General features: G+C 68.6%; 19 protein-coding genes. 10 read left to right on the plus strand and 9 right to left on the minus strand.

Features of this window, described 5'->3' with window-relative positions; genetic code table 11:
* The first annotated feature begins 26 nt into the window (after positions 1 to 26).
* On the plus strand, positions 27 to 3029 hold the full coding sequence (locus BM172_RS09370; protein ID WP_026633183.1) for a glycoside hydrolase domain-containing protein: 3003 nt from the start codon (positions 27 to 29) through the stop codon (positions 3027 to 3029).
* Between the two features lie 76 nt (positions 3030 to 3105).
* Complete coding sequence (locus tag BM172_RS09375; protein WP_051548276.1) at positions 3106 to 4365, plus strand: MFS transporter; 1260 nt, start codon at positions 3106 to 3108, stop codon at positions 4363 to 4365.
* 123 nt (positions 4366 to 4488) lie between these two features.
* On the opposite strand, the gene BM172_RS09380 is transcribed toward BM172_RS09375, so the two are convergent.
* Positions 4489 to 5751: an alkaline phosphatase family protein gene (locus BM172_RS09380; protein ID WP_026633184.1), complete on the minus strand. Its 1263-nt coding sequence runs from the start codon at positions 5749 to 5751 to the stop codon at positions 4489 to 4491.
* Between the two features lie 52 nt (positions 5752 to 5803).
* Between BM172_RS09380 and BM172_RS09385 the strand changes: the two genes are divergently transcribed.
* Positions 5804 to 6292 (plus strand): hypothetical protein, encoded by a 489-nt coding sequence (locus BM172_RS09385; protein ID WP_143096490.1) that lies wholly within the window; start codon positions 5804 to 5806, stop codon positions 6290 to 6292.
* A 15-nt stretch (positions 6293 to 6307) separates the two neighbouring features.
* Here the strand turns inward: BM172_RS09385 and BM172_RS09390 are convergent, their stop codons facing one another.
* From BM172_RS09390 to BM172_RS09400, 3 genes are all read right to left on the minus strand, one after another.
* On the minus strand, positions 6308 to 6817 hold the full coding sequence (locus BM172_RS09390; RefSeq protein WP_026633186.1) for a methylated-DNA--[protein]-cysteine S-methyltransferase: 510 nt from the start codon (positions 6815 to 6817) through the stop codon (positions 6308 to 6310).
* Positions 6814 to 8322: an AlkA N-terminal domain-containing protein gene (locus BM172_RS09395; RefSeq protein WP_026633187.1), complete on the minus strand. Its 1509-nt coding sequence runs from the start codon at positions 8320 to 8322 to the stop codon at positions 6814 to 6816. The genes BM172_RS09390 and BM172_RS09395 overlap by 4 nt, the downstream gene beginning before the upstream one ends.
* Positions 8323 to 8530: 208 nt before the next feature.
* A complete protein-coding gene (locus tag BM172_RS09400; RefSeq protein ID WP_035322047.1) occupies positions 8531 to 9118 on the minus strand; it encodes a hypothetical protein in 588 nt (195 codons plus the stop codon).
* 190 nt (positions 9119 to 9308) lie between these two features.
* On the opposite strand from BM172_RS09400, the gene hutU reads away from it, so the two are divergent.
* From hutU to BM172_RS09415, 3 genes are all read left to right on the plus strand, one after another.
* Positions 9309 to 10979, plus strand: coding sequence for a urocanate hydratase (gene hutU / locus BM172_RS09405; RefSeq protein WP_026633189.1), 1671 nt, complete (start codon positions 9309 to 9311; stop codon positions 10977 to 10979).
* 266 nt (positions 10980 to 11245) lie between these two features.
* Positions 11246 to 12019, plus strand: a complete 774-nt coding sequence (locus tag BM172_RS09410) for an iron-containing redox enzyme family protein (protein ID WP_026633190.1) — start codon at positions 11246 to 11248, stop codon at positions 12017 to 12019.
* Between the two features lie 91 nt (positions 12020 to 12110).
* Positions 12111 to 14831: a putative bifunctional diguanylate cyclase/phosphodiesterase gene (locus BM172_RS09415; protein ID WP_331279758.1), complete on the plus strand. Its 2721-nt coding sequence runs from the start codon at positions 12111 to 12113 to the stop codon at positions 14829 to 14831.
* A gap of 99 nt (positions 14832 to 14930) precedes the next feature.
* Here the strand turns inward: BM172_RS09415 and msrA are convergent, their stop codons facing one another.
* Positions 14931 to 15635: a peptide-methionine (S)-S-oxide reductase MsrA gene (gene msrA, locus BM172_RS09420; RefSeq protein ID WP_035322050.1), complete on the minus strand. Its 705-nt coding sequence runs from the start codon at positions 15633 to 15635 to the stop codon at positions 14931 to 14933.
* A gap of 144 nt (positions 15636 to 15779) precedes the next feature.
* Between msrA and BM172_RS09425 the strand changes: the two genes are divergently transcribed.
* Positions 15780 to 16601 (plus strand): arylamine N-acetyltransferase family protein, encoded by an 822-nt coding sequence (locus tag BM172_RS09425; protein ID WP_026633193.1) that lies wholly within the window; start codon positions 15780 to 15782, stop codon positions 16599 to 16601.
* Positions 16602 to 16694: 93 nt separating this feature from the next.
* Here BM172_RS09425 and BM172_RS09430 read toward each other — a convergent pair whose 3' ends face one another.
* The 3 genes from BM172_RS09430 to BM172_RS09440 are packed head-to-tail and all read right to left on the minus strand — an operon-like array spanning position 16695 to position 17808.
* Positions 16695 to 16934: an RNA-binding S4 domain-containing protein gene (locus BM172_RS09430; protein WP_026633194.1), complete on the minus strand. Its 240-nt coding sequence runs from the start codon at positions 16932 to 16934 to the stop codon at positions 16695 to 16697.
* Positions 16934 to 17371, minus strand: coding sequence for a barstar family protein (locus BM172_RS09435; RefSeq protein WP_026633195.1), 438 nt, complete (start codon positions 17369 to 17371; stop codon positions 16934 to 16936). The genes BM172_RS09430 and BM172_RS09435 overlap by 1 nt, the downstream gene beginning before the upstream one ends.
* On the minus strand, positions 17368 to 17808 hold the full coding sequence (locus BM172_RS09440; protein ID WP_026633196.1) for a guanyl-specific ribonuclease: 441 nt from the start codon (positions 17806 to 17808) through the stop codon (positions 17368 to 17370). Before BM172_RS09440 ends, BM172_RS09435 begins: the two co-directional genes overlap by 4 nt.
* A gap of 118 nt (positions 17809 to 17926) precedes the next feature.
* Here BM172_RS09440 and BM172_RS09445 point away from each other — a divergent pair, with 118 nt between their 5' ends.
* Both BM172_RS09445 and BM172_RS09450 read left to right on the plus strand, forming a co-directional pair.
* Positions 17927 to 19480 (plus strand): POT-type proton-dependent oligopeptide transporter, encoded by a 1554-nt coding sequence (locus BM172_RS09445; protein WP_026633197.1) that lies wholly within the window; start codon positions 17927 to 17929, stop codon positions 19478 to 19480.
* Positions 19481 to 19620: 140 nt separating this feature from the next.
* Positions 19621 to 20163: a hypothetical protein gene (locus tag BM172_RS09450; RefSeq protein WP_035322054.1), complete on the plus strand. Its 543-nt coding sequence runs from the start codon at positions 19621 to 19623 to the stop codon at positions 20161 to 20163.
* 180 nt (positions 20164 to 20343) lie between these two features.
* Here BM172_RS09450 and BM172_RS09455 read toward each other — a convergent pair whose 3' ends face one another.
* Positions 20344 to 21645 carry a TIGR03862 family flavoprotein gene (locus tag BM172_RS09455; protein ID WP_051548277.1) on the minus strand — a complete coding sequence of 434 codons (1302 nt, stop codon included), beginning with the start codon at positions 21643 to 21645 and terminating at the stop codon, positions 20344 to 20346.
* Between the two features lie 161 nt (positions 21646 to 21806).
* Between BM172_RS09455 and BM172_RS09460 the strand changes: the two genes are divergently transcribed.
* Positions 21807 to 23657, plus strand: coding sequence for an ABC transporter ATP-binding protein (locus BM172_RS09460; RefSeq protein ID WP_026633198.1), 1851 nt, complete (start codon positions 21807 to 21809; stop codon positions 23655 to 23657).
* The last annotated feature ends 526 nt before the right edge of the window (positions 23658 to 24183 follow it).

Genomic DNA, 24183 nt, shown 5'->3' on the forward strand with positions numbered 1-24183 from the left:
GGTTTGCACCATGGGCGAGGTGGGCGATGCGGCAGCTTTGTGCGCGGGCGGTGCTGGGTTGGATGGTGGCTGGAGCGGCGCTGGCGCTCGCGCCCGTCGCACTGGCGGACGAGCATGGCGCGCCGGTGCTGCGCTGGGATCCGGCACGCCTGGGCAATCATCGTTATCTGGTGCAGGTCGACGCACCGGCTGAAGCGGTACGCGCGGTGATTCCCTGGCGCCGGCGCGATGCGCATCCGGAGAAGGTCGCGGTCATCGTCACCGATCCGGACGGCGCGCCGGTCGCCAATGTCCTGCGCGGAAACATCGACCGCGCTTCCGGCGAGCTGGTATTCCAGGCCGCCAAGGCCGGCACTTATGCCGTGTACTACCAGCCTTACGTCGGCGGCGGACGCAGCAACTATCCGGTGGTCAACTATGCCGCCCCGCGCGACAGCGCCGACCCGGCCTGGGCCGGCAAGCTGGGCAAGCGCTGGGATCGCCTGCCGCAGGCACAGGTGCAGCGCTACGAAGCGGTCGACGATTTCGATGCGTATACAGACATGGAGCGCACCGCCACGCCGGCCGAACTGGACGCGCTGCTGGCCAGGCATGCCGAGCCACTGCTGCTGTTCCCCGAGACGCGCGCCAACCCCGTGCGCATGTTCGACACGCTGCCGGTGTCCTGGACCCAGCGCGGTCCCGGCGGGGCGCTGAGCGACCACGCGCAGCGCGGCGAATACCTGAGCTTCCAGGTCGGCCTGTGGGCGCCGCGCACGCCGGTGAACGCGGTGCGCGTGGCGTTTGGCGATCTGCACGGCCCCGATGGCGCAACGATTCCCGCCACCGCGCTCACCTGTTTCAACCTGCGCGGCATCGACTACGCCGGCCGGCCGTTCGTCACCCGCGTCGATGTGCCTAAGGGGCGGGTGCAGCCGCTATGGATGGGGCTGGACGTTCCCGCCGACGCCAAGCCCGGCGTGTACGAGGGCGAGGTGGTCGTCAGCGCCGACGGCGTGGAAGCGCAGCGCGTGCCGCTGTCCGTCACCGTCGGCGGGACCGCCGCCGTCGCGCACGGCGACGACGACCCGTTCAAGCTCACCCGCCTGCGCTGGCTCGATTCCACGCTGGCGCAGGACAGCACGGTGGTGAAGCCGTTCACGCCGGTGGCGGTGAAGGGCGCGAGCCTCGACATCCTGGGCCGCGACATCGCGCTCGCCGACAGCGGCCTGCCGGCGCAGATCCGCAGCCGCTTCGACGAACGCATGACCGGCTTCGCCAGGCAGCCGCGCGCGCTGCTGCAGGCGCCAATGCAACTGCTGGTGGAAGATGCTTCCGGCGTGCATGCATTGACCGGCAAGGGCGCGCCGAAAGTGGAGACCGACGGTCCCGGCAAGGTGCACTGGACGGTGACCGGCGACGCCGGCCCGCTGCGCGGCGAGCTGAAGGGTTCGCTGGAAGCGGACGGCACGCTGCAGTACGCCATCGAGCTGCAGGCCGACCGGGAAACCCAGGTCGGCGATATCCGCCTGGAGATTCCGCTGCACAACGACCTCGCTCGCTACCAGCTCGGCCTCGGCCAGCAGGGCGGCGAGGCGCCGGCCGGTTTCAGCTGGCACTGGAACGTGCGCAACAACCAGGACGGCGCGTGGATCGGCGCGGTGAACGCCGGCCTGGAATTCCACCTGCGCGACGAGCACTACCTGCGACCGCTCAACACCAACTTCTACCAGCAGCAGCCGCTGCGCATCCCCAGGTCCTGGGACAACGGCGGGCAGGGCGGCATCGAACTGGAGCGCGGCAAGGAGCGCTACCTGGTCAAGGCCTTCAGCGGTTCGCGCACGCTGCAGGCAGGACAGGCGCTGCGCTACGACGTGGTCCTGCGCGTCACGCCGTTCAAGACGATCCAGCCGGAGCAGCAGTTCGCCGAGCGCTTCTTCCACAAGTACGGCGACCTCGATGCGATCAAGGCCGACGGCGCCAACGTGGTGAACATCCACCACGCCACGCCGATCAATCCCTGGATCAACTATCCGTTCCTGGAAGCCGAGGCGATGCGCAAGTACGTCGAGGCGGCACACCAGCGCGGCATGCGGGTGAAGATCTACGACACCATCCGCGAGCTGTCCGATCGCGCGCCCGAGCTGCCCATGCTCGAATCGCTGGGCCACGAGGTGATCAGCGCCGGCAAGGGCGGCGGCTTCTCCTGGCTGCAGGAGCATCTGGACGGCGACTACATCCCCGCCTGGCATGTGCCGGAGAACCGCGACGCGGCGATCATCAATGCCGGACAGAGCCGCTGGCACAACTACTACATCGAAGGCCTGGACTGGCTGGCGCGCAACGAGGGCATCGACGGGCTGTACCTGGACGACGTCGCCTACGACCGCATCACCATGCAGCGCGTGCGCAAGGTGCTGCAGGCGCACCGGCAGGATCCGCTGATCGACCTGCATTCGGCCAACCAGTACAACCCGCGCGACGGCTACATCAACAGCGCGCTGCTCTACATGGAACTGTTCCCGTACATCGACCGCCTGTGGTTCGGCGAGCAATTCGATTACGAGAAGAGCACGCCGGCGTACTGGCTGACCGAGATCTCGGGCATCCCCTACGGCCTGATGGGCGAGATGCTGCAGAACGACGGCAATCCGTGGCGCGGCATGCTGTTCGGCATGACCAGCAGGCTCGGCTGGTCGCCCAAGAGCGATCCGCGTCCGCTGTGGAAGCTGTGGGATGCCTTCGGTATCGCCAGGGCGGAAATGATCGGCTGGTGGGTGCACGACGCGCCGGTGAAGACCGGGCGCGACGACGTGCTCGCCACCAGCTACGTGCGCAAGGGGCAGGGCACGCTGGTGGCGCTGGCCTCGTGGGCGCCGGAGCGGGCCGAGGTGAAACTGGCGATCGACTGGAAGGCGCTGGGCCTGAATCCGGCCAAGGTGAAGCTGGTCGCGCCGGAGGTACCGGGCTTCCAGCCGGCGGCGACGTTCAAGCCGGGCGACGCGATTCCGGTGGAACCCGGCAAGGGCTGGTTGCTGCGCGTGGAGTGAAGCGGGTCGATCGGACCGGTTGATGGTTCTATCCTTGGCGGACGCGTCTTGCCCCGGCGCGCCTCCAAGGATCGCCATGCAAGTCCAGGCCGCGACCAGCGCGGGCGACGAGTACATCCGCCACGGCACGCCGCTGTTCCGGCGCACCAACTTCGCTCTGTTCGCCGCCGGCATCGCCACCTTCGGCCTGCTCTATTGCGTGCAGCCGCTGATGCCGGAATTCAGCAAGGACTTCGGCGTCAATGCGGCGGGTGCGGCGCTGTCGCTGTCAGTCACCACCGGCGTGCTGGCGGTGGCGATGCTGGTGGCCGGCGCGGTGTCCGACGCGGTGGGGCGCAAGTCGGTGATGACGGTGTCGCTGCTGGCTTCCTCGCTGCTGGTGCTGGCCACCGCGCTGGTGCGCGACTGGCACACGCTGCTGGTGCTGCGCACCCTGCTCGGGCTCACTCTGAGCGGCCTGCCCGCGGTGGCGATGACCTATCTCAGCGAGGAAATGCATCCGGACTCGATCGGCCTGGGGATGGGCCTGTACATCAGCGGCAATGCGATCGGCGGCATGGGCGGACGCCTGGTGGCCGGCGTGATGGCCGACTTCGTCGGCTGGCGCGCGGGCGTGGGCGCGGTCGGTGCGATCGGGCTGGTGGCCGGGCTGGTGTTCTGGCGCAGCCTGCCGCCGTCGCGGCATTTCACCTTGCAGCCGTTTCACTGGAAGACGCTGCAGCAGCGCTTCGCCGGCGCCTTCCGCGATGCCGGCCTGCCGTGGCTGTTCGCCGAGGGCTTCCTGCTGCTGGGCGCCTTCGTCACCGTCTACAACTTCATCGGCTACCGTCTGCTGGCGCCGCCGTACGGGCTGAGCCAGGCGGTGGTGGGCCTGATCTTCAGCGTGTACCTGATCGGCACCTTCAGTTCGGCCTGGATGGGCCATCTCGCCGGCAAGCTGGGACGGCGCAAGGTCCTGTGGACGGCGTTCGCCTTGATGCTGGCCGGCGTGCTGCTGACCATGACCGCGCCGCTGGCGCTGATCGTACTGGGCATCGTGGCGATCACCTTCGGCTTCTTCGGCGGGCATTCGATCGCCAGCAGCTGGGTGGGGCGGCGCGCGGGCGTGGCGAAGGCGCAGGCCTCGTCGATGTACCTGTTCGCGTACTACATGGGGTCGAGCCTGGCCGGTGCGGGCTGCGGGTTGTTCTATGCCTCGCACGGGTGGAACGGCGTGGCCGCCTTCGTCGGCGCGCTGGTGCTGGCGGGTTTGCTGATCGCCTGGCGATTGCGGCATCTGCAGCCGCTGCCGGGGCCGCCCTCGAAGGGCGACGAGCCGCCGCTGGCGGAGCTGTAATGCAGTCGGCGCAGGTTGGGGTGAGCCGCAGGCGAACCCCAACCTCGCGATACGCATGGCAGAAAACGACGTTGGGGTTCGCCTGCGGCTCACCCCAACCTACGCCGCACGTCAGGGCATGCGTTACGGCTTCAGCGCGCCCTTCAACGCCGCCGCATCGCCATCGTTCTGCACCGGCGTCAGGTCCAGCAGCCGGATCATCAGCGGATACACATCCACGTTGGAGATCGCCGGCAGCACCGTGTCCTGCCGGAACGCCGGACCGCGTGCCACGAACAGCGCCTGCATGGTCGGATCGGCGTTGTCGTAGCCGTGTTCGCCCAGGCTCAGCTTGTCGCCCTTCTTGAGCTTCTTGGCCACGTACTCGTTGGTGGTCACGCGCCAGCCCACGTCGGCCAGGCAGACCAGCTGCGGCACGCGCGGGTTCTTGCCGTAGGCGAGGCGCGCGGGGATGCGCGTCTTGTCCCAGCACTGCATATGCTGCTGCGGCTTCTCCAGCTTCGCCTCGATCTTGGCGAAGTCATGGCCGGGCTTGGGATTGAAGCCGGCCAGCACGCCCAGGCTCACCACCTGCACCTGGTTCAGCGGCAGCAGCTTGTCCACCATCACGTTGTGCTTGGCCGGCACGCTGGCCATGCCGTGGTCGGACACCAGGATCAGGTTGATGCGGTCGAGCAGGCCGCGCTGTTTCAGGCCGTCGACCAGGTGGGCGAGCGCGGCGTCGACCTTGGCGATGGACTCGTTCACCTGCCTGGAGTCCGGGCCATAGCCGTGGCCGGCATGGTCGACGTCGTCGAAGTACAAGGTCAGGAAGGTCGGGCGCTCGCCGGCGGGCAGGTCCAGCCAGCTCAGCACCGTGTCCACGCGCTGTTCCGGCGACATCGCGCCGTCGTAAGGCAGCCAGTGGTCCGGGCGGTAGTCGTGGATCGGCGCCTCGCTGCCGGGCCAGAACATGGTCGCGGTCTTCAGGCCCTGGCGGCCGGCGGTCTCCCAGATCGGCGTGCCCTGCGCCCACCAGCGGCCGTCGGCGCCGGCCGCGCGATTGCTCAGCGAGAACTCGCCCAGCGCCGGGTCGAACATGGTGTTGTTGACCATGCCGTGGTGGTCCGGACGCAGGCCGGTGACGATGGTGTAGTGGTTGGGGAAGGTCAGCGAGGGGAACGAGGGCTGCATGGCCTGGGCGCGCACGCCCTCATGCGCCAGCGCCGCCAGGGTGGGGCTCAGCCCGCGCTGGATGTAGTCGGCGCGGAAGCCGTCGATCGAGATCAGCAGCAGCGGCGCCGGCGCGGGCTTGGCGACCGGCGCGGGTTTGGCCGGCGGTCGGGTAGCGCACCCGGCGCTGAACGCGGCGACGGCACAGAACAGGAGGCGAAACAGGAATTTCATGCGCGAGTCCATACGATTGATCCAGGCAATCCCACCATGATCGCGCACTCGTATGACCATTACATCTCCGTCGATGCAGCGTCTTGCCGGCCTGGCCCTGCTGGTCCTGTGCGCGGCCCCGGCCGCCGCGATGGCGCAGCAGCGCCAGCAGCAGGCGCAGCAGCCGAACTACCAGCCCAACTACAACGCGATCCAGTCGCAGCAGGCCAACCAGCAGGCGATCCTGCAGGACAAGCTGCGCACCAACCAGCTGCTGGAAGAGCAGCGCCAGCGCAATGCCGCGGCGATCCGCCAGCCGCAGTCGGGCAATCCGGCCGCGAGCCAGGCGCTGGACCTGTCCAACCAGGCGCAGCAGCAGCGCTTCGACGCGCGCCAGCGCGACGTGGTGGATCAGTACCGGGCCGCTTCCTCCACCGCGCCGGTGGTGCTGCCGCAGCCGGTGCGGCAGTCGACGCCGAAAAAGCCGCCGCCGTCCGCGCTCGATCAGCTCCATCCGACGCCGCCGCAGCAGCAGCCGACGCAGAGTCCGCCGCAGCACTGAATCCCGCCGCCAGCGCTACGGCAACGCGAACAGGTCGCCGTGCGCCACGCGGTCTTCCATCGATAACAGAAAGCGCTTGGTCGGCAGGCCGCCGCCGAAGCCGGTGAGGCTGCCGTTGCTGCCGATCACGCGGTGGCAGGGCAGGATGATCGGAATCGGATTGCGCCCGTTCGCCGCGCCCACCGCGCGCATCGCCGCGGGCTGGCCGATGCGCCGCGCCAGTTCGGCATAGCTGATCGTCACGCCGTAGGGGATGCGCCCCAGCTCTTCCCACACGGCCAGCTGGAACGGCGTGCCGATGGGGTGCAGTTTCAGATCGAAGCGCGTGCGCTCGCCGGCGAAATATTCCTCCAGCTGGCGGCGTGCCTCGGCCAGCGGTTTCGCCGCATGGATCCAGTCCGGTTGCGGCGACTTGCGATGCCTGCCGGTTTCGAACCACACCTCGCGCAGGCCGTGCGCATCGGCCACCAGGCGCAGCCGGCCGATCGGCGTGGGCAGTTCGTCGTACCAGATCGTCTCGCTCATGCGCTCTTTCCCTTGGCCTTGGCGTGCTCGGCCGCGTCGGTGGCGGCGCGCCACAGGTGCATCACCGCATAGGCGCGCCAGGGACGCCAGTCTTCGGCCAGCGCGGTGAGCGCCCTGGTGCTCAGTTCCGCACCGTCGCCGGCGGCGACGCGGCGCAGGATCAGGTCCGCGGCGGGGAACGCGTCCGGGTGGCTGAGCGCGCGCATCGCCATGTAGTGCGCGGTCCATTCGCCGATGCCGGCCAGTTCCACCCAGCTCGCCACGAAAGCGTCCAGCGGCTGTTCGCTGCGGAAATCGATGCGTCCGTCCAGCAACGCGCGCGCCACGCCATCCACGGTGTTCGCGCGCGCCGAAGTCAAACCCACTTCGCGCAGGTCGACGTCGACCAGGATCTCCGGACCCGGAAACAGGCGCTCCAGTCCCGGCGCGGCGATGCCGCTCACCGGCGTGCCCCAACGGTGCACGATGCGCGTGGCCAGCGTGCGCGCGGCGGCGACGCTGACCTGCTGGCCGAGGATCGCGCGCACCGCGATCTCAAAGCCGTCCCAGCCGCCCGGCAGGCGCAGCCCCGGGCGGCGCTGGTGCAGCGGCTTCAGCACGCCGCCGGCGCGCATCACCGCGCCGATCGCCTGCGGATCCGCGTCCAGGTCGAACATGCGGCGCAGCTTCGACACCACGCCGAGCATCCGCGCCGGCTGCGGGCATTGCAGTTCCAGCTTCAAGGCGTGCTCGCCGCCGGGCCATGCGCTCAGGCGCAGCCAGCCCGGCGCGTCGGCGGGGCCGAACACGCGCGCGTAGCTGTGCTCGTCCACCTGTTCCACGCCGGGCAGCGAGCGCGTGCGCAGGAAGCTCAGGATCGCCTCGAAATCGTACGGCGGCCGATAGCCCAGCCGCAGCACCAGGCCGCCTTCCGCGGCCTTGGCCGGATGGCGGCGCAGTTCGCGCGGCGGCATCCGGTTCGCTTGCTGGAACGCCGCATTGAAGCGGCGCAGGCTGCGGAAGCCGGAGGCCAGCGCCACGTCGGTCACTGGCAATTCGGTCTCGGTCAACAGCTGCTTGGCGAACAGCAACCGGCGCGTGGTGTGCACGCTGATCGGCGGGGCGCCCAGCCGCTCGACGAACACGCGGCGCAGCTGGCGCGCGCCGACGCCTAGGCGCTGTGCCATGTCTTCCAGCGAGTCGTCTTCCAGCGCGCCCTGTTCCATCAGCTTCAACGCGCGCGCGATCACGTGATCACCGCGTTGCCAGCTGTCGTTGCCGGGCGCCAGCTCCGGCCGGCAGCGCAGGCAGGGGCGGAAGCCCGCGGCCTCGGCCGCGGCGGCGCTGGCGTAATAGCGCACGTTCTCCGGCTTCGGCGACGGTGCGGGGCAGACCGGGCGGCAATAGATGCGCGTGCTGGTGACGGCGGTGAAGAACAGGCCGTCGAAGCGGGCGTCGCGGCTCAGGCGAGCCTGTTCGCAGAGGCGGTCGGGGAGGGGCGCGTGGGGGGCGGGGACGGTGGCCATGGGTGCAGGCTAGCACCGGGCGCGGCGGGCGACTCGCCGTTTTCGGACATCAATAGAAACGCCTCGAGTTGGAGCCCTTCTCCCTTCGGGAGAAGGTGGCGGCAGCCGGATGAGGGTACGGGCGGAGCAGTGCACATCACCCTTGCGCTCCGCCCGGACCCTCACCCCAACCCCTCTCCCGGAGGGAGAGGGGCTAAACCTCGCGACGCTATTTCACCGGCGCCATCAGATGCTGATACGGCGTCCCCGCCCACATCACATACGGTGCCGACGTATCCGGATCCGCTCCCTTCGGATACGCGTCGTAGAACGCCGCATCCGCGCCGACGACCATGATGTGCGGGCCGGTCTTGATCCAGTGATTGCTCGCGTCCGGTTTCGTCGCGTACGGGTCCGTGTTGCTCGCATCCGTGCCGCCCGACAGCATGTACATCACGCCCATCTTGCCGGCCGGCGGCGGCTTGTGGCTCATCCAGGCCTGCGCCCATTCCATCGCGTTCTTGTCCATGCACATCGGATCCGGCCCGGGCGTTTCCGGGTTGTCCGGCATGCAGGTGTAGTCGTTCGTACCCTTGCGCAGCGTGCGCATGCTGCCGTCCGCGCTCATCGCGATGATGGTCGCGCCCTTGGCGACGCCGGCCGGCGCGGCGCGCATCGCGCTGGCGATCAGTTCGCCGTCGCCCGGCGCTTTCTTCGCCGCGGTCTTGTCCGCGGCGGCGGCGGTTCCGGTCATGAGCAGGGCGGCGGCCAGCGCGATGATCGGCGCCGCGAGGTAAGTCGTGCGTGTCGCGTACATGGGACCCTCCCGTTCGAGCCGCGACGGCGGCCATTGCCCGGTTTCCCCGCGCAAAAGTCTGGTCTCGGCCCGCCGGGGCGGCAATCAGCCAAACGGATGGTGCGACGGCCCGGTTTTGCCGCAGTGCAGTTGGCGGTCGCGAAAACGGGCGCCCATAATCGCCATTTCCCCTCGCAGGTCAGGATTCCCCATGAACGCCCCGACGCGTATCGACACCACCCGCACCATCCGCGCACCGCGTGGCGGCGAGCTGAGCTGCAAGAGCTGGCTCACCGAGGCGCCGTTCCGCATGCTGCAGAACAACCTCGATCCGGAAGTGGCGGAAAACCCGGCCGAGCTGGTGGTGTACGGCGGCATCGGCCGCGCCGCGCGCAACTGGGAGTGCTTCGACGCGATCCTGCGCGCGCTGCGCGAACTGAACGACGACGAGACCCTGCTGATCCAGTCCGGCAAGCCGGTCGGCGTATTCCCCACCCATGCGGACGCGCCGCGCGTGCTGCTGGCCAATTCCAACCTGGTGCCGGCGTGGGCGAACTGGGAACACTTCAACGAGCTCGATAAGAAGGGCCTGATGATGTACGGCCAGATGACGGCCGGCTCGTGGATCTATATCGGCTCGCAGGGCATCGTGCAGGGCACCTACGAGACCTTCGTGGAAATGGGCCGCCAGCATTACGCCGGCAGCCTCAAGGGCAAGTGGATACTCACCGCCGGCCTCGGCGGCATGGGCGGCGCGCAGCCGCTGGCGGCCTCGCTGGCCGGTGCGTGCTCGCTGAATATCGAATGCCAGCAGAGCCGCATCGATTTCCGCCTGAAGACCCGCTACGTCGACGAGCAGGCCACCGACCTGGACGACGCGCTGGCGCGCATCGCCAGGTACACGGCGGCCGGCGAAGCCAAGTCCATCGCGCTGCTGGGCAACGCGGCCGACGTGCTGCCGGAACTGGTGCGCCGCGGCGTCAAGCCGGACGCGGTGACCGACCAGACCAGCGCGCACGATCCGGTCAACGGCTACCTGCCCGGCGGCTGGTCGGTGGAGGAGTGGTTCGAGCGCCGCAAGAGCGACCCCGCCGGCACCGCCAAGGCCGCCAAGCAATCCATGCGCACCCACGTCGAGGCGATGCTGGCGTTCCAGCGGCAGGGCATTCCCACCTTCGACTACGGCAACAACATCCGCCAGATGGCCAAGGACGAGGGCTGTGCCGACGCGTTCGAATTCCCCGGCTTTGTGCCGGCCTATGTGCGTCCGCTGTTCTGCCGCGGAGTGGGTCCGTTCCGCTGGGTGGCGCTGTCGGGCGATCCGGAAGACATCTACAAGACCGACGCCAAGGTGAAGGAGCTGATCCCCGACGATCCGCACCTGCACCGCTGGCTGGACATGGCGCGCGAGCGCATCAGCTTCCAGGGCCTGCCGGCGCGCATCTGCTGGGTCGGCCTGGGGCTGCGCCACAAGCTGGGCCTGGCCTTCAACGAGATGGTGCGCAAGGGCGAGCTGAAGGCGCCGGTGGTGATCGGCCGCGATCACCTGGATTCCGGCTCGGTGGCCAGCCCCAATCGCGAGACCGAGGCGATGCAGGACGGCAGCGATGCCGTGTCCGACTGGCCGCTGCTCAACGCCATGCTCAACGTAGCCGGTGGCGCCACCTGGGTCTCGCTGCATCATGGCGGCGGCGTGGGCATGGGCTATTCGCAGCATTCCGGCGTGGTGATCGTGTGCGACGGCAGCGAGGCGGCGGACCAGCGCATCGCCCGCGTGCTGTGGAACGACCCGGGCACCGGCGTGATGCGTCATGCCGATGCCGGCTATGACATCGCGGTGCAGTGCGCGAAGGAACAGGGCTTGAAGCTGCCGATGCGGTAAGGCTTCACGGCCTGGCTGGAATGCGCAACGCCCTCTTGCCGAGGGCGTTTTGCTTTCCGGTGGCATCGCGGCATCCGGGCAGGCCCCGGGCGGCCCATGCCTTCCTTTCGGCCTTGCCGGGGCGGCCAATGGCACTACCCCGAAGAGCCGGACGAATTTCCATGTCCTGCCACCTCCAGTACGAAGAATATGTGATCCCCGGCACCTTTCTGGCGCCGGGGCGTCGGCCATTCGGCTGACGTCCAACTAAAACTGGAGATCGCATCATGACTACGCAATTTGAACGCACCGGCGCGCTGACCGAACTGAGCAGCTATCCGAACTGGGCGCAGGACATCGTCCACGCTGCCGAGGAAACCAAGCGCACGGTGGTGGACCACGAGGTATGGGAGCTGATGATGAACAGCCGCCTTCACGCTGCCTCCACGCGGGACTTCATGGTGGGCATCTGGCCCGTCATCGAGCGCTTCCCGGCCTATATGGCGCTGAACCTGCTGAAGACCCAGTACGGCCGCACCGCCGGGGACAACCTGGCCCGGCGCTGGCTGGTCCGTAACATCCGGGTGGAGCAGAACCACGCCGAGTACTGGCTGGACTGGGCCGAAGCCGCGGGCATCAGCCGCGACGAGGTCCTGCACGGGTTGCCGCCCCATGGCACGGGAGCCTTGCCCGACTGGTGCGAACAGGTAAGCACCAAGGCCTCCCTGGCCGCCGGCATGATCGCCACCAATTACGCGGTGGAAGGAGCGACTGGGGAATGGTCCCAGAAGGTGTTCGAGAGTCCTTACAAGGAGGCCTTTGCCACCGAGACTCGGGGCAAGGGTCTGCGTTGGCTTCAGCTTCACGCGGCCTACGATGATACTCATCCTTGGGAGGCGCTCGAAATTGTGTGTACGCTAATGGGGACGGCGCCGACGCCGGCCGAGGTGGCTTATCTGGGGGAATGCGTGCGACGCAGCTACGTCAGCATGCAGATCACCTTGGATCGCTGCCTGGACGTGCGCCAGGATCCGTGGTCAGTCAGTGAAGCCGCAGCCTGAGGCAATGCGTTTGCCGGGCGGGACGCATCGCAGGCAGTGGATGTCGGCTTGAATGAGGACACGGGACGCTATGCGTAACGCTCGTACTGGCTTGCGAAGACCCCTGCTGCAAAGGCTGCTGCCGCTGGCCTACGCACTGGCGGCAATGCTCGGGCTGGTCCTCGCCCTTACGTGGGGGGCCTTGCAGCTCCAGGTGACTCTCGCCGGTTTTCTCAACGGCGAGAGTCTTTGGTCGAAGGCGCAGAAGCAGGCGGTGGTCGACCTGGAGAACTACGCCACCAAGGGCGCTCCGGCCGACCTGCGCGGCTTCCGCAGCAACTACGCCGTGCTGATGACCGACCGCTACGCGCGCGACAAGATCGACAGCGGCGACTTCGACCGTGCCGAAGTGATCGAGGCATTCCGCCGCGGCGGGGTGATCCCCTCGGCGATCCCCGGCATGGTCTTCATCCTGCAGTACTTCTCCGCCGCGCCGCACATGCGCGAGGCGCTGGCCGACTGGCATTCGGTGGACGGCCAGATCGCCGAACTCAATGACATCGCCGGCGAGCTGGAACGCGGCTACGCGGCCGGCGCGCTGGCGCCCGCCGAGATCGCGCGGCAGCGCGAGCGCATCCGCAAGCTCAACGATTTCATCGAGCCGCGCAGCAGCAGCTTCTCGCTGCACATCGCCAACGGCGCCACCTGGATGGGCCGGGTGCTGTTCGCCAGCGTGGCCCTGATCACCCTGGTCGCCGGCCTGTCGTGGCTGCGCATGGCGCGGCGCATCCTGGCCGGCATCCGCGGCACCGAGGAACGCTACCGGCTGCTGTTCGACAGCGCCGCCTCGGCCATCGTGATGGTCGACGAATCCTCCGGGCAGATCCTCGACGCCAACCGCACCGCCGCGCGCTGGACCGGGCGCGATCCCGATCAATTGCTCGGCGAGTCGTTCGCGCGCCTCTTCGCCTCGGCCGAGGCGCCGCAGGACGGCAATGTGTCGCTGCTGCGCGACGCCGGCGGCGAGGCCCGTCCGGTGGAGACGCAGAGCGCGCTGGCGCTGTGGGGCGAGCGCTTCGTGCGGCAGGCGATCATCAGCGACGTGTCCGAGCGGCTGTCGATGGAGCACGAGCGGCGCATCGCCTCCGAGGCGCTGGCCGGCATCGCCGAGGGCGTGGTCATCGCCGACGCCGAGCGGCGCATCACCACGGTCAATACGGCGTTCACCCGCATCACCGGCTACGACGCAGACGCCGTGCGCACGCGTCGCTTCGACGAGACGCGCAGCCTCGCCGACGGCTCGCCGCTGCCGGCCTCGATCTGGGACACCGTGGCCAACGGCGGCAACTGGAAGGGCGAAGTGTCCAGCCGCCGGCAGGACGGCAGCAGCTATCCGGAGCTGCTCAGCATCAGCGCCATCCGCGATACCTACGGCCGGGTGCAGCACTACGTCGCCGTGCTGACCGACATCACCGCGATCAAGGCCGACCGCCTGCGCCTGGAACACCTGGCCACGCACGACCCGCTCACCGGCCTGGTCAACCGCGCCGAGTTCGAGCGCCTGTGCGAGCACGCCATCCTCGGCGCCACCCACGACCGCAATGCGGTGGCCGTCCTGTTCGTGGACCTGGACGCCTTCAAGGTGGTCAATGACAGCTACAGCCACGCCATCGGCGACAGCCTGCTGGTGAAGGTGGCCGAGCGCATCGACCGCGCGCTGGGGCCGCACGACGTGGCCGGGCGCATCGGCGGCGACGAATTCACCGTGCTGCTCGGCCGCCTGCCCACCCGCGAGGATGCGCGCGGCATGGCCACGCGCCTGCTGTCCTCGCTGGCCGAGCCGGTGATGGTGGGCGATTACGAGATCGCGCTCAGCGCCAGCATCGGCATCGCCGGCTTCCCGCTGGACGGCGGCGACCCGATCACCCTGATCACCAATGCCGACGCGGCGATGTACGTGGCCAAGACCGAGGAGCGCAACGCGTTCCGTTTCTATACGCCGCTGATGCACGCCGATGCGCGCCGCCGCCTGATGCTGGGCGTGGATCTGCGCCAGGCGCTGGTGCGCGGCGAGCTATACCAGGTCTACCAACCCAACGTGGAACTGCGCACCGGCCGCATCGTGGCGGTGGAGGCGCTGCTGCGCTGGCGGCATCCGGAACGCGGCGTGCTGCTGCCGGACGAATTCATCCCGATGGCCGAGAGCCTGGGCCTGATCCGCCAGATCGACGAATGGGTGATGCGCGAGGCCTGCGCCCAGGTGCGCCGCTGGGACGACGCGCATCTGCCGCCGCTGCGCATGGCGATCAACGTCTCGGCCAGCACCTTCGGCCACCGCACCTTCATCGAGCGGCTGAGCGCGGCGCTGGATGCCGAGCAGCTGGACGGCAAGCGCCTGCTGGTGGAGATCACCGAGAGTGCGATCCTGCGCCTGGGCGAGCAGACCGACCGCACCATGCACGCCCTGCATGCGCTGGGCGTGGGCGTGGCGATCGACGATTTCGGCACCGGCTATTCCTCGCTGGCCTACCTGAAGTTGTCGGCGATCGCCTTCCTCAAGATCGACCGCTCCTTCATCAATGGCCTGCCGCAGGATTCCAACAACGCCGCGATCACCGAGGCGATGCTGGCGATCGCGCGCAGCCTGGGCCTGCGGCCGATCGCCGAGGGCATCGAGACCAAGGAGCAGCACGAATTCCTGCTCAAGGCCGGCTGCGCGGAAGGCCAGGGCTTCTACTATTCGCGGCCCGAGGCGGCCGACGAAATCGCCCGCCAGCTGGTGCGCAGCCCGAAGCCGGCGAAGCTGCGGCTGGTGCCACCCAAGCGCAGCTGACGTAGGTTGGGGTGAGCCGCAGGCGAACCCCAACCATGCGATGCGCTCGATGTTGGGGTCACCCCAACCTACGCCGTCGTTTGAATTGCGCCGGCCGCCTCAGTGCAACCGCACGTCGACCACGCTCTCCTCCGGTTTGTACTCGGCCGGGAACAGCTCCTTCAGATGGCGCACCTTCGGCGCATCGTTGATCACGATGTACGGATAGTCCGGGTGCAGCCGCGCGAAATCCTGGTGGTAGGCCTCGGCCATGTAGAACGCCTTGAGCGGAACCAGCTGGGTGACGATCGGGGCGCGGAACACATGGGCCTGGTCGAGCTGGGCGATATAGGCGCCGGCCACGCGCTTCTGCTCGTCGTTGCCGTAGAAGATCACCGAGCGGTACTGCGTGCCCACGTCCGGTCCCTGGCGGTTGAGCTGGGTGGGATCGGCGGCGACCGAGAAGAACACCTGCAGCAGCTTGCCGTAGCTGACCTTGGCCGGGTCGTACACGATCTTGACCGACTCGGCATGGCCGCTGCGGCCGCCGGACACCGTCTCGTAGTCGGCGGTATCGGCATTGCCGCCGGCATAGCCGGACCAGACCTTCTTGACGCCCTTGACGTGTTCGAACACCGACTCGACGCCCCAGAAGCAGCCGCCGGCGAACACGGCGACCTGGTCGCCCTGCGCGGGCGCGGCATCGATGGCCGGCGCCGGCGCGGCGACGGGCGCGCTGTCGGCGGCGACGACGCCACAGGCGGTGGTGCCGGCCGCGAGCATCAGGCCGGCGAGCAGGCGGAGGCGGGGCAGGCGGGTGGTCATGGTGCGGGGCTCCCTGGGTCGATGGGGCGGCATGCGTCGAAGCTACGCCGTTCGACCTGTCTTCGCCCACGCCTGGTACGGGGTTACCTCGGATGGCGGTGCTATGGTGCCGCCTCCCCAGCTTCTCCCCCGAAGGTGTCCTCCATGACCTGCGCCATCGACCTGCCGGCCTATCTGCGACGCATCGGCTTCGAGGGGGAGGCCAGGCCGGATGCCGCCACCTTGCGCGCGCTGGCGGCGGCGCATGTGGCGGCGATTCCGTTCGAGAACCTCGATCCGTTCCTGGCCATCCCGATCGCGCTGGAGCTGCCGCGGCTGGAGCGCAAGCTGGTCGAGTTCGGGCGCGGCGGCTACTGCTTCGAGCAGAACTTCGTGTTCCGCGAGGCGCTGCGGGCGATCGGCTATCCGGTGCAGGGCCTGATCGCGCGCGTGCTGTGGCAGCGCGACGAGCACGACATCACCGCGCAGAGCCACATGCTGCTGCGGGTGGAGATCGGCGGCGAAAGCTGGCTGGCCGACGTGGGTTTCGGCGGCATGGTGTTGCCGGGTGCGCTGCGGCTGGTGCCTGAGCTGGAGCAGGCGACGACGCACGAGCCGTACCGCTTGCTGGAACGCGATGGCGTGTGGCGCATGCAGGCGCTGGTGCGCGGACAGTGGCTGACGCTGTATCGCTTCGATCTGCAGCCGAAGGAAGATGTCGACTATGTGGTGGCGAACCACTATTCGTCGACGTTCCCGGAGTCGCATTTCCTGCACGGCTTGAATATCGCGAGGACGGCGCCGGGGCGGCGCTTGACCCTGCGCAACCGGGATTTTGCGGTGCATACGCTGGGAGGGGAGACGGTGCGGCGCAGCCTGGTCGATACCGACGAGATCCTGGATCTGCTGGAACGGGAGTTCCTGCTGCGGCTGCCGCAGGTGACGCATCTGCGGGCGCGCATCGAGGCGCTGCCGCTGCCCGCGTAAGCCGGCGTAGGTTGGGGTGAGCCGCAGGCGAACCCCAACAGGCGTACGGGTTCGCCGAGCGCCTGTTGGGGTTCGCCTGCGGCTCACCCCAACCTACGCCGGTGTGATACCGGCGCGTTTTACGCGAATCCGCACATCGTCGATCTCGACGACCTGCCCCGCGTGGATCTTGCAGGTCTTGCGCAGCTCCTGCTGCCCATCCACATACACCGCCCCGCTGGCCACGATCGCCTTGCCGGCGCCGCCGCTGTCGCACAGGCCGGTCAGTTTCAGCAGCTGGTTGAGTTCCACGTGTTCGTGGCGGTCGTCGAGGTCGAAATCGATGGACTGCATCAGAAATCCGGATCGTTGAAGGCGCTTTCGGGCATGGCGAAGAAGGCGAAGAACGGCTTGCCGTCTTCCTGCCAGGTCTCGGCGGCTTCGTCGAGGATGTCCAGCAGGATGTCGAAGTCTTCCTCGCTGGCTTCGCGCAGGTCGTCGGCGTGGTCGAACAGCAGCAGGTAGCCGCTGCCTTCGAGCCAGTCCAGGTCGTTGACGCTGTCGGCCAGGGCGTCCCAGTTGTCGCCGAACTCGGCGGGCAGGCGCCAGGATGCCTTGAGGCGGCGCAGCAGTTCGTCCTTGCCGGTGCAGCCCTTGAGGCTGGTGCGCGCGACGAACAGGCCGTGGCCGGCGCCTTGGGCGGCGAGCGGGTCGAGGTCGTCCTCGACCACGAAGAACACGCCGCCGGCGTCGGGGTCGAGCAGGTCGATGTCGTGGTCCTGGGTGGTCATTGCGGCACCTTGAATGCGCGGAACGAGCGGTAGTGGTCGTCGGTGTAGTAGTAGACCACCGGCGGGTTACCGCCTGTGATGATGCGCCGCGCGCCGCGGTTGTCGAGGCCGGGCGTGTCCACCGTGTACTCGTGGTAATAGCCGCGCGGCTGCGCCGGCAGCAGGCCTTCGCGATTGCCGAACACGGTACCGTCCTGGCGGTTCGGGAACGGACCGCCGCGGGCGATCAGCGCGAGCGTGTCGCGTGCTTCGGGCGGCAGGAACGACGGCAGGCCGCCGGCCGGCGCGGACTCGTTGCGCGGCGGGTGGGCGGACGGCGCGACGGCCGCCTGGGACGACGGCGCGACAGTCGGCGCTGGCGTCGTCGGATGGCGGTTCCAGAGGAGGGCCGCGATCGCCACGACGGCCAGCACGAGCAAGGGTCTGAAGGAGCGCATGGAAGCCGCCGTTCGAAGTGGCGCGCAGCTTAACAGGGCCGCATGACGCGGCACTTGCTTGGTGTTCGCAAAATCTTGCGGCACACTCGGGTCTTTTGGCCGGACCTCCGGAGCACGCATGAGCGCCGCCTCTTCCACCGCCCGCGGCCGCCTGCCGCGCCAGATCCCCTACATCATCGGCAACGAGGGCTGCGAGCGCTTTTCCTTCTACGGGATGCGCAACATCCTCACTCCGTTCCTGATCACTTCGCTGCTGCTGCACCTGCCGGAGGCGCAGCGTCCCGGCGCGGCCAAGGACGTGTTCCACACCTTCGTGATCGGCGTGTACTTCTTCCCGCTGCTGGGCGGCTGGCTGGCCGACCGCTTCTTCGGCAAATACCACACCGTGCTGTGGATGAGCCTCGTGTACTGCCTGGGCCACCTGTGCCTGGCGCTGTTCGAGCACCATCCCACCGGCTTCTATGCCGGCCTGGGCCTGATCGCACTGGGGGCGGGCGGGATCAAGCCGCTGGTGGCCTCCTTCGTCGGCGACCAGTTCGACAGCGGCAACAAGCACCTGGCCAAGCCGGTGTTCGACGCCTTCTACTGGATCATCAACTTCGGCTCGTTCTTCGCCTCGCTGCTGATGCCGATGTTCCTGCGCCACTACGGCGCGGCGGTGGCGTTCGGCATTCCCGGCGCGCTGATGTTTGTGGCCACCTTCGTGCTGTGGCTGGGGCGCCATCGCTACGTGATGGTGCCGCCGTCGCCGCCGGATCCGGATGCGTTCTCCCGCGTGGTGCGCAGCGCTCTGCTCACCCGTGCGCCGGGGCAGGCGCGGCCGGGCCTGTGGCTGGCCGGCGCGGGCGTGCTTGCCGCGCTGGCGGCGCTGGCCATGACGCCGGCGCTGGGCTTCGTGATCGCGCTGTGCCTGGCCATCGTCGCGCTGATCGGCGGCGTCGGCGGCGGCGCCTGGCTGCAGCTGGAGCGGGCGCGCGGGCGGCATCCGCAGGTGTCGGTGGACGGCGCGCGCAATGTGCTGCGCGTGCTGGTGATCTTCGCGCTGACCACGCCGTTCTTCTCGCTGTTCGACCAGAAGGCCTCGACCTGGGTGCTGCAGGGCACTGCGATGGCCGCGCCGGGCTGGTTCCACCCGGCGCAGATGCAGGCGCTCAACCCGCTGCTGGTGATGCTGCTGATCCCGTTCAACAACCTGGTGCTGTTCCCGCTGCTGCGCCGGCGCGGCGTCGAGCCCACCGCGCTGCGCAAGATGACCGCCGGCATCGCCTTCGCCGGCCTGGCCTGGATCGTGGTCGGCGGCTATCAGCTGCTGCTCGACGACGGCCAGGCGCTGTCGATCGTGTGGCAGGTGCTGCCCTACCTGCTGCTGACCTTCGGCGAGGTGCTGGTCGCGGCCACCGGGCCGGAGTTCGCCTACAGCCAGGCGCCGGCCTCGATGAAGGGCGTGATGATGAGCTTCTGGTACCTGGCCACCACCATCGGCAACCTGTGGGTGCTGATCGCCAACGCTGCCGTGCGGCACGAGGCGGTGACCGGGCATATCGCGACCACCGGGCTCAGCATCGATGCGTTCCAGATGTTCTTCTTCGCCGCCTTCGCGCTGCTGGCTGCGCTGGCTTTCGGCGCCTATGCGCGCCGTTACCGTGAGGTGGACAACTACCGCATGGCCTGAGCCGCCGCGGCGATTGGACGGCTAGACGGATGCGCCGGAGTGGGCAATTCCTGCGAACCGCGCCGCATTGAGGCGCATCCGACGTTGCCCGATTGCCGCAGTGCAAGGTACATTCCGAACAATTCGCTGGGGGGAAAACCATGAACAAGACGACGATGGCCCGCGGGGCGGGCCTGGCGGTGCTGGCTTTGGCGCTGGCCGCCTGCGGGGGACACAAGGCGCGCGAGACCGCACCGGTGGATGCGCTGGTGGTGCCGGCCTTCGCGCCGTGGATCAGCGTGGAGCCCACCGCGGGCGACCTGCAGGTGCGCGGCCTGGACGAGAAGGTGGTGCTGAGCCCGTCGCGTCCCGTGTCCGAAGTGCTGCAGGCGCAGCTGCGCCAGGCCTTGCAGCCGGCCTATATCTCCAACCTCACGGTGGCCTGCGAGCGGGTCAAGACCGATATCCGCGTGCGCCACGAGGACGACAAGCCCTCGATCGCCACGCTGGACATCAGCATGCGCTGCACCACCAATGCGCGCGGCTTCGTCACGCGCAGCGAGCCGCACCTGGAGCCGACGGCCGCGGTCAACGCGCAGACCAACTATCCGACGCTGTTCGTCAGCCTGCTGGACAACGCGTCGAAGGAGCTGGCGACGAAGTTGCAGGCGGATATCGATGCCAGCAAGGCGAATCTGAAGTAAGCGCGCTGCGGCGCGAAGCTTTGGGGCGTAGCGCGAGGTTCAGCGCTGCGCTCCGCCCGTACCCTCACCCCATCCCCTCTCTCCCACGGGGACTACCTTCGGGTCGCCGGAGGGAGAGGGGATCACCTCACCTTTTCAGATGGCGGCAGCCGGATGAGGGTGCGGGCGGAGCGGTGCACGTCACGCTCGCGTTTCGCCAGTACCCTCACCTCTGCCCGTAGCGAAGCTGAAGCTGTCATGGCGCCGCGCCAGCGTCCATGCCGCGGCGGCGCAGCCCGCGCGCAGCCCACTGGCGAAGCAGGCGGTGAGCAGGTAGCCGCCGGTCGGGGCTTCCCAGTCGAGCATCTCGCCCGCGCAGAAGACGCCGGGCAGGGCGGTCAGCATCAGGCCGTCGTCCAGCGCTTCCAGGCGCACGCCGCCGGCGCTGCTGATCGCTTCGGCGATGGGGCGGGGCTGTTTCAGGATCAGCTCGAGCCGCTTGATCGCACGTGCCAGCTTCGCGCTGTCGTGCAGGCTGTCCTTGTCCACCAGCTCGTGCAGCAGGGCCGCCTTGACGCCGGCGATGCCGGCCTGGCGGCGCAGATGCTCGCTGAGCGAGCGGCTGCCGCGCGGCTTGGCCAGGTCCCGTTCCAGCCGTTCGAGCGGGCGGTCCGGCGCGAGGTCCAGCGTGAGCGTGGCCTGGCCCTCGCGTGCGATGGTTTCGCGCAGCCGCGCCGACAGCGCATAGACCAGGCTGCCTTCGATGCCGGTGGCGGTGATCACGCATTCGCCCTGGCGCTGCTGCTCGCCGCCGTCGTTATCGCGCCAGTGCGCCACCACCGGTTTCAGCGGCGCGCCGGCGTGGCGCTCGGCCAGATGCGCGCTCCAGCCGATATCGAAGCCGCAGTTGGCCGGCTGCAGCGGCGCCACGTCCACGCCGCGCGCGACCAGCCACGGCTGCCAGGCGCCGTCCGAACCGAGCTGCGGCCAGCTGCCGCCGCCGAGGGCGAGCACGCTGGCGTCGGCGCGCACCGCCAGTTCGCCGCCGGGCGCGGCGAAACGCAGCGCGCCGTCGTCGGTCCAGCCCAGCCAGCGATGCTGCACATGGAAGCGCACGCCGCTCTCGCGCAGGCGATGCACCCAGGCGCGCAGCAGCGGCGCGGCCTTGAGGTCGGCCGGGAACACGCGGCCGGAGCTGCCGATGAAGGTTTCCACGCCGAGCCCGCGCGCCCATTCGCGCAGCGCATCGGCATCGAAGTCGTCCAGCCAGCGGCCGACCGCCGCGGCGCGCTCGCCGTAGCGCCGGTCGAAAGCGGGACGCGGCTCGCCATGCGTGAGGTTCATGCCGCCCACGCCGGCGAGCAGGAATTTCCGGCCGACCGAGCCCTTGGCCTCGTAGACATCGACCTCGAGTCCGGCGGCGCGGGCGGTTTCGGCGGCCATCAGGCCGGCGGGGCCGGCGCCGACGATGGCGAGGGTGGGTGTGGGTGTGGGCTTGGACATGAGGCGCGCATTGTAGGTTGGGGTGAGCCGGAGGCGAACCCCAACCAGGCACCGCAGCATGCCGCCACGTTGGGGTTCGCTATGCTCACCCCAATCTACTTGTCATTCCCCTCACCCCCCTCTCAGGCACCATGCCTCGCCTGGCATGGCAGGACCTCTCCATGATCTTCCGCTGGTTCGAATCCCTGATCGATGCCTTCAAGGAACCCGAGGACGGCATGCCACCGGACTCGGTATGGCGTTTCTACGTGTTCTATCTGCGCCAGGTGTGGCCGGTGTTCGCCGCCGCGATCGTGGTCGGCTTTGGCGTGGCCATCGTCGAGGTGGCGATGTTCGGCTTCATCGGCCGCATCGTCGACCTGGCCAAGGGCGCGCCGGCGGCGGACTTCTTCGCCAGGCACGGCCGCGAACTGCTGTGGATGGTGCTGGTCACGCTGGTCGCGCGCCCGGTGCTGATCCTGCTGCACGACTTGCTGGTCAACCAGGCGATCGTGCCCAACCTCACCAGCCGCATCCGCTGGCAGAACCATCGCTATGTGATCCGCCAGAGCCTGGGTTTCTTCCAGAACGACTACGCCGGCCGCATCGCCAACCGCATCATGCAGACCGCCGGCTCGCTGCGCGAATCGGCGGTGCAGATCGTCGATGCGATCTGGTACGTCACCATTTACACCGGCAGCGCGCTGGTGATGTTCGCGCATGCGGACGTGTGGCTGGCGGCACCGCTGCTGCTGTGGCTGGTGCTGTACGTCATCACCCTCGCGTATTTCGTGCCGCGCACCAAGGAGCGTTCCTGGAAGCAGTCCGAAGCACGCTCGCGCCTGATGGGCCGCATCGTCGACGGCTACAGCAATATCCTCACCCTGAAGCTGTTCGCGCATACCCGCCGCGAGGAGGCCTACGTGGCCGAGGCGATGGGCGAGCAGATCCAGCGCATGCGCTCGATGACCCGCCTGACCACCGCCATGGACGCCACGATCAGCGCGCTCAACGGCCTGTTGATCGTGGGCACCTCGGCGCTGGCGGTGTGGCTGTGGAGCCAGGGCCGCGTGACGGTGGGCGCGATCGCGCTGTCCACCGGCCTGGTCATCCGCATCCACAATATGTCCGGCTGGATCATGTGGGTGGTCAATGGCATCTTCGAGAATGTAGGCACCGTGCAGGACGGCCTGGAGACCATCGCCAGGCCGCGCCTGGTGCAGGACCGCCCCGACGCCGTGCCCTTGCAGGTGAACCGCGGTGGCGTGCGCTTCGAGGACATCCATTTCCACTACGGCAAGAAGGGCGGCGTGATCGCCGGCCTGGACCTGGCCGTGCGTCCCGGCGAGAAGATCGGCCTGGTGGGTCCTTCCGGCGCGGGCAAGTCCACCCTGGTCAACGTGCTGCTGCGCCTGTACGACCTGGAGGACGGGCGCATCCTGATCGACGGCCAGGACATCGCCGGCGTGCAGCAGGAGAGCCTGCGTTCGCAGATCGGCGTGGTCACGCAGGACACGTCGCTGTTGCATCGCTCGATTCGCGACAACCTGCTGTACGGACGCCCCGACGCCACCGAGGAAGATATCCGCGAGGCGGTGCGCAAGGCGCGCGCCGACGAGTTCATCCCGCAGCTGGTGGACGGGGAGGGGCGCACCGGCTACGACGCCCACGTCGGCGAGCGTGGCGTCAAGCTCAGCGGCGGCCAGCGCCAGCGCATCGCCATCGCGCGCGTGCTGCTGAAGGATGCGCCGATCCTGATCCTGGACGAGGCCACCTCGGCGCTGGATTCGGAGGCGGAAGCGGCGATCCAGGACAGCCTGGAGCTGCTGATGCGCGGCAAGACGGTGATCGCCATCGCGCACCGGCTGTCGACCATCGCGCGGATGGATCGGCTGGTGGTGATGGACAAGGGGCATGTGGTGGAGAGCGGCACGCATGCCGAGCTGATCGCGCGCGACGGTTTGTATGCGCGCTTGTGGAAGCGGCAGACGGGTGGCTTCGTGGCTGCCGAGGATGACGCGGCCCTGGCGTGAGCTTCTGCCTTCTCTGCCCTCCGGGGGACCCGAAGGTAGTCCCTGTGGGAGAGAGGGTTGGGGTGAGGGGGAGGGGCTCGCCCCAACGCTTCTGCTTTAGCGGTTTTTTGCTCGTCATCCCTGTGCAGGCAGGAATCCGCTTTGCTCGTCATCCCGGCGTAGGCCGGGATCCAGTAGCGGTACGGCTCGATGGTCGCGTAGCGCTTAGTTTGTCTCGCCTATGGCGAGGGTTTCGTGCCGCTGCCGCGGCCCGACCTACTTTCTCTTGCTTGCCCAAGAGAAAGTAGGCAAAGAGAAGGGCACCCTGCACGGCGCCCTCCGCAGCTTCGCTGCTGCGGGTACGTGAGGGCTGGCCGGGCTTTTTGACGGGACATCCGTGTCCCGTCAAAAAGGCGAGGACTCCTGTCCTCGCCCCCTTCGGGGCCTGATCGTCCAGCCCTCACCGCCGCGCCAAGGGGGTTGAAGATCAAGAGCCAGAGCAAAAGCCAGAGCAAAAGCCAGAGCAAAAGCGCACAAGCGGAACGCC

Origin of the sequence: Dyella marensis (assembly GCF_900112865.1) — a bacterium.
Classification (GTDB): domain Bacteria; phylum Pseudomonadota; class Gammaproteobacteria; order Xanthomonadales; family Rhodanobacteraceae; genus Dyella_D; species Dyella_D marensis_A.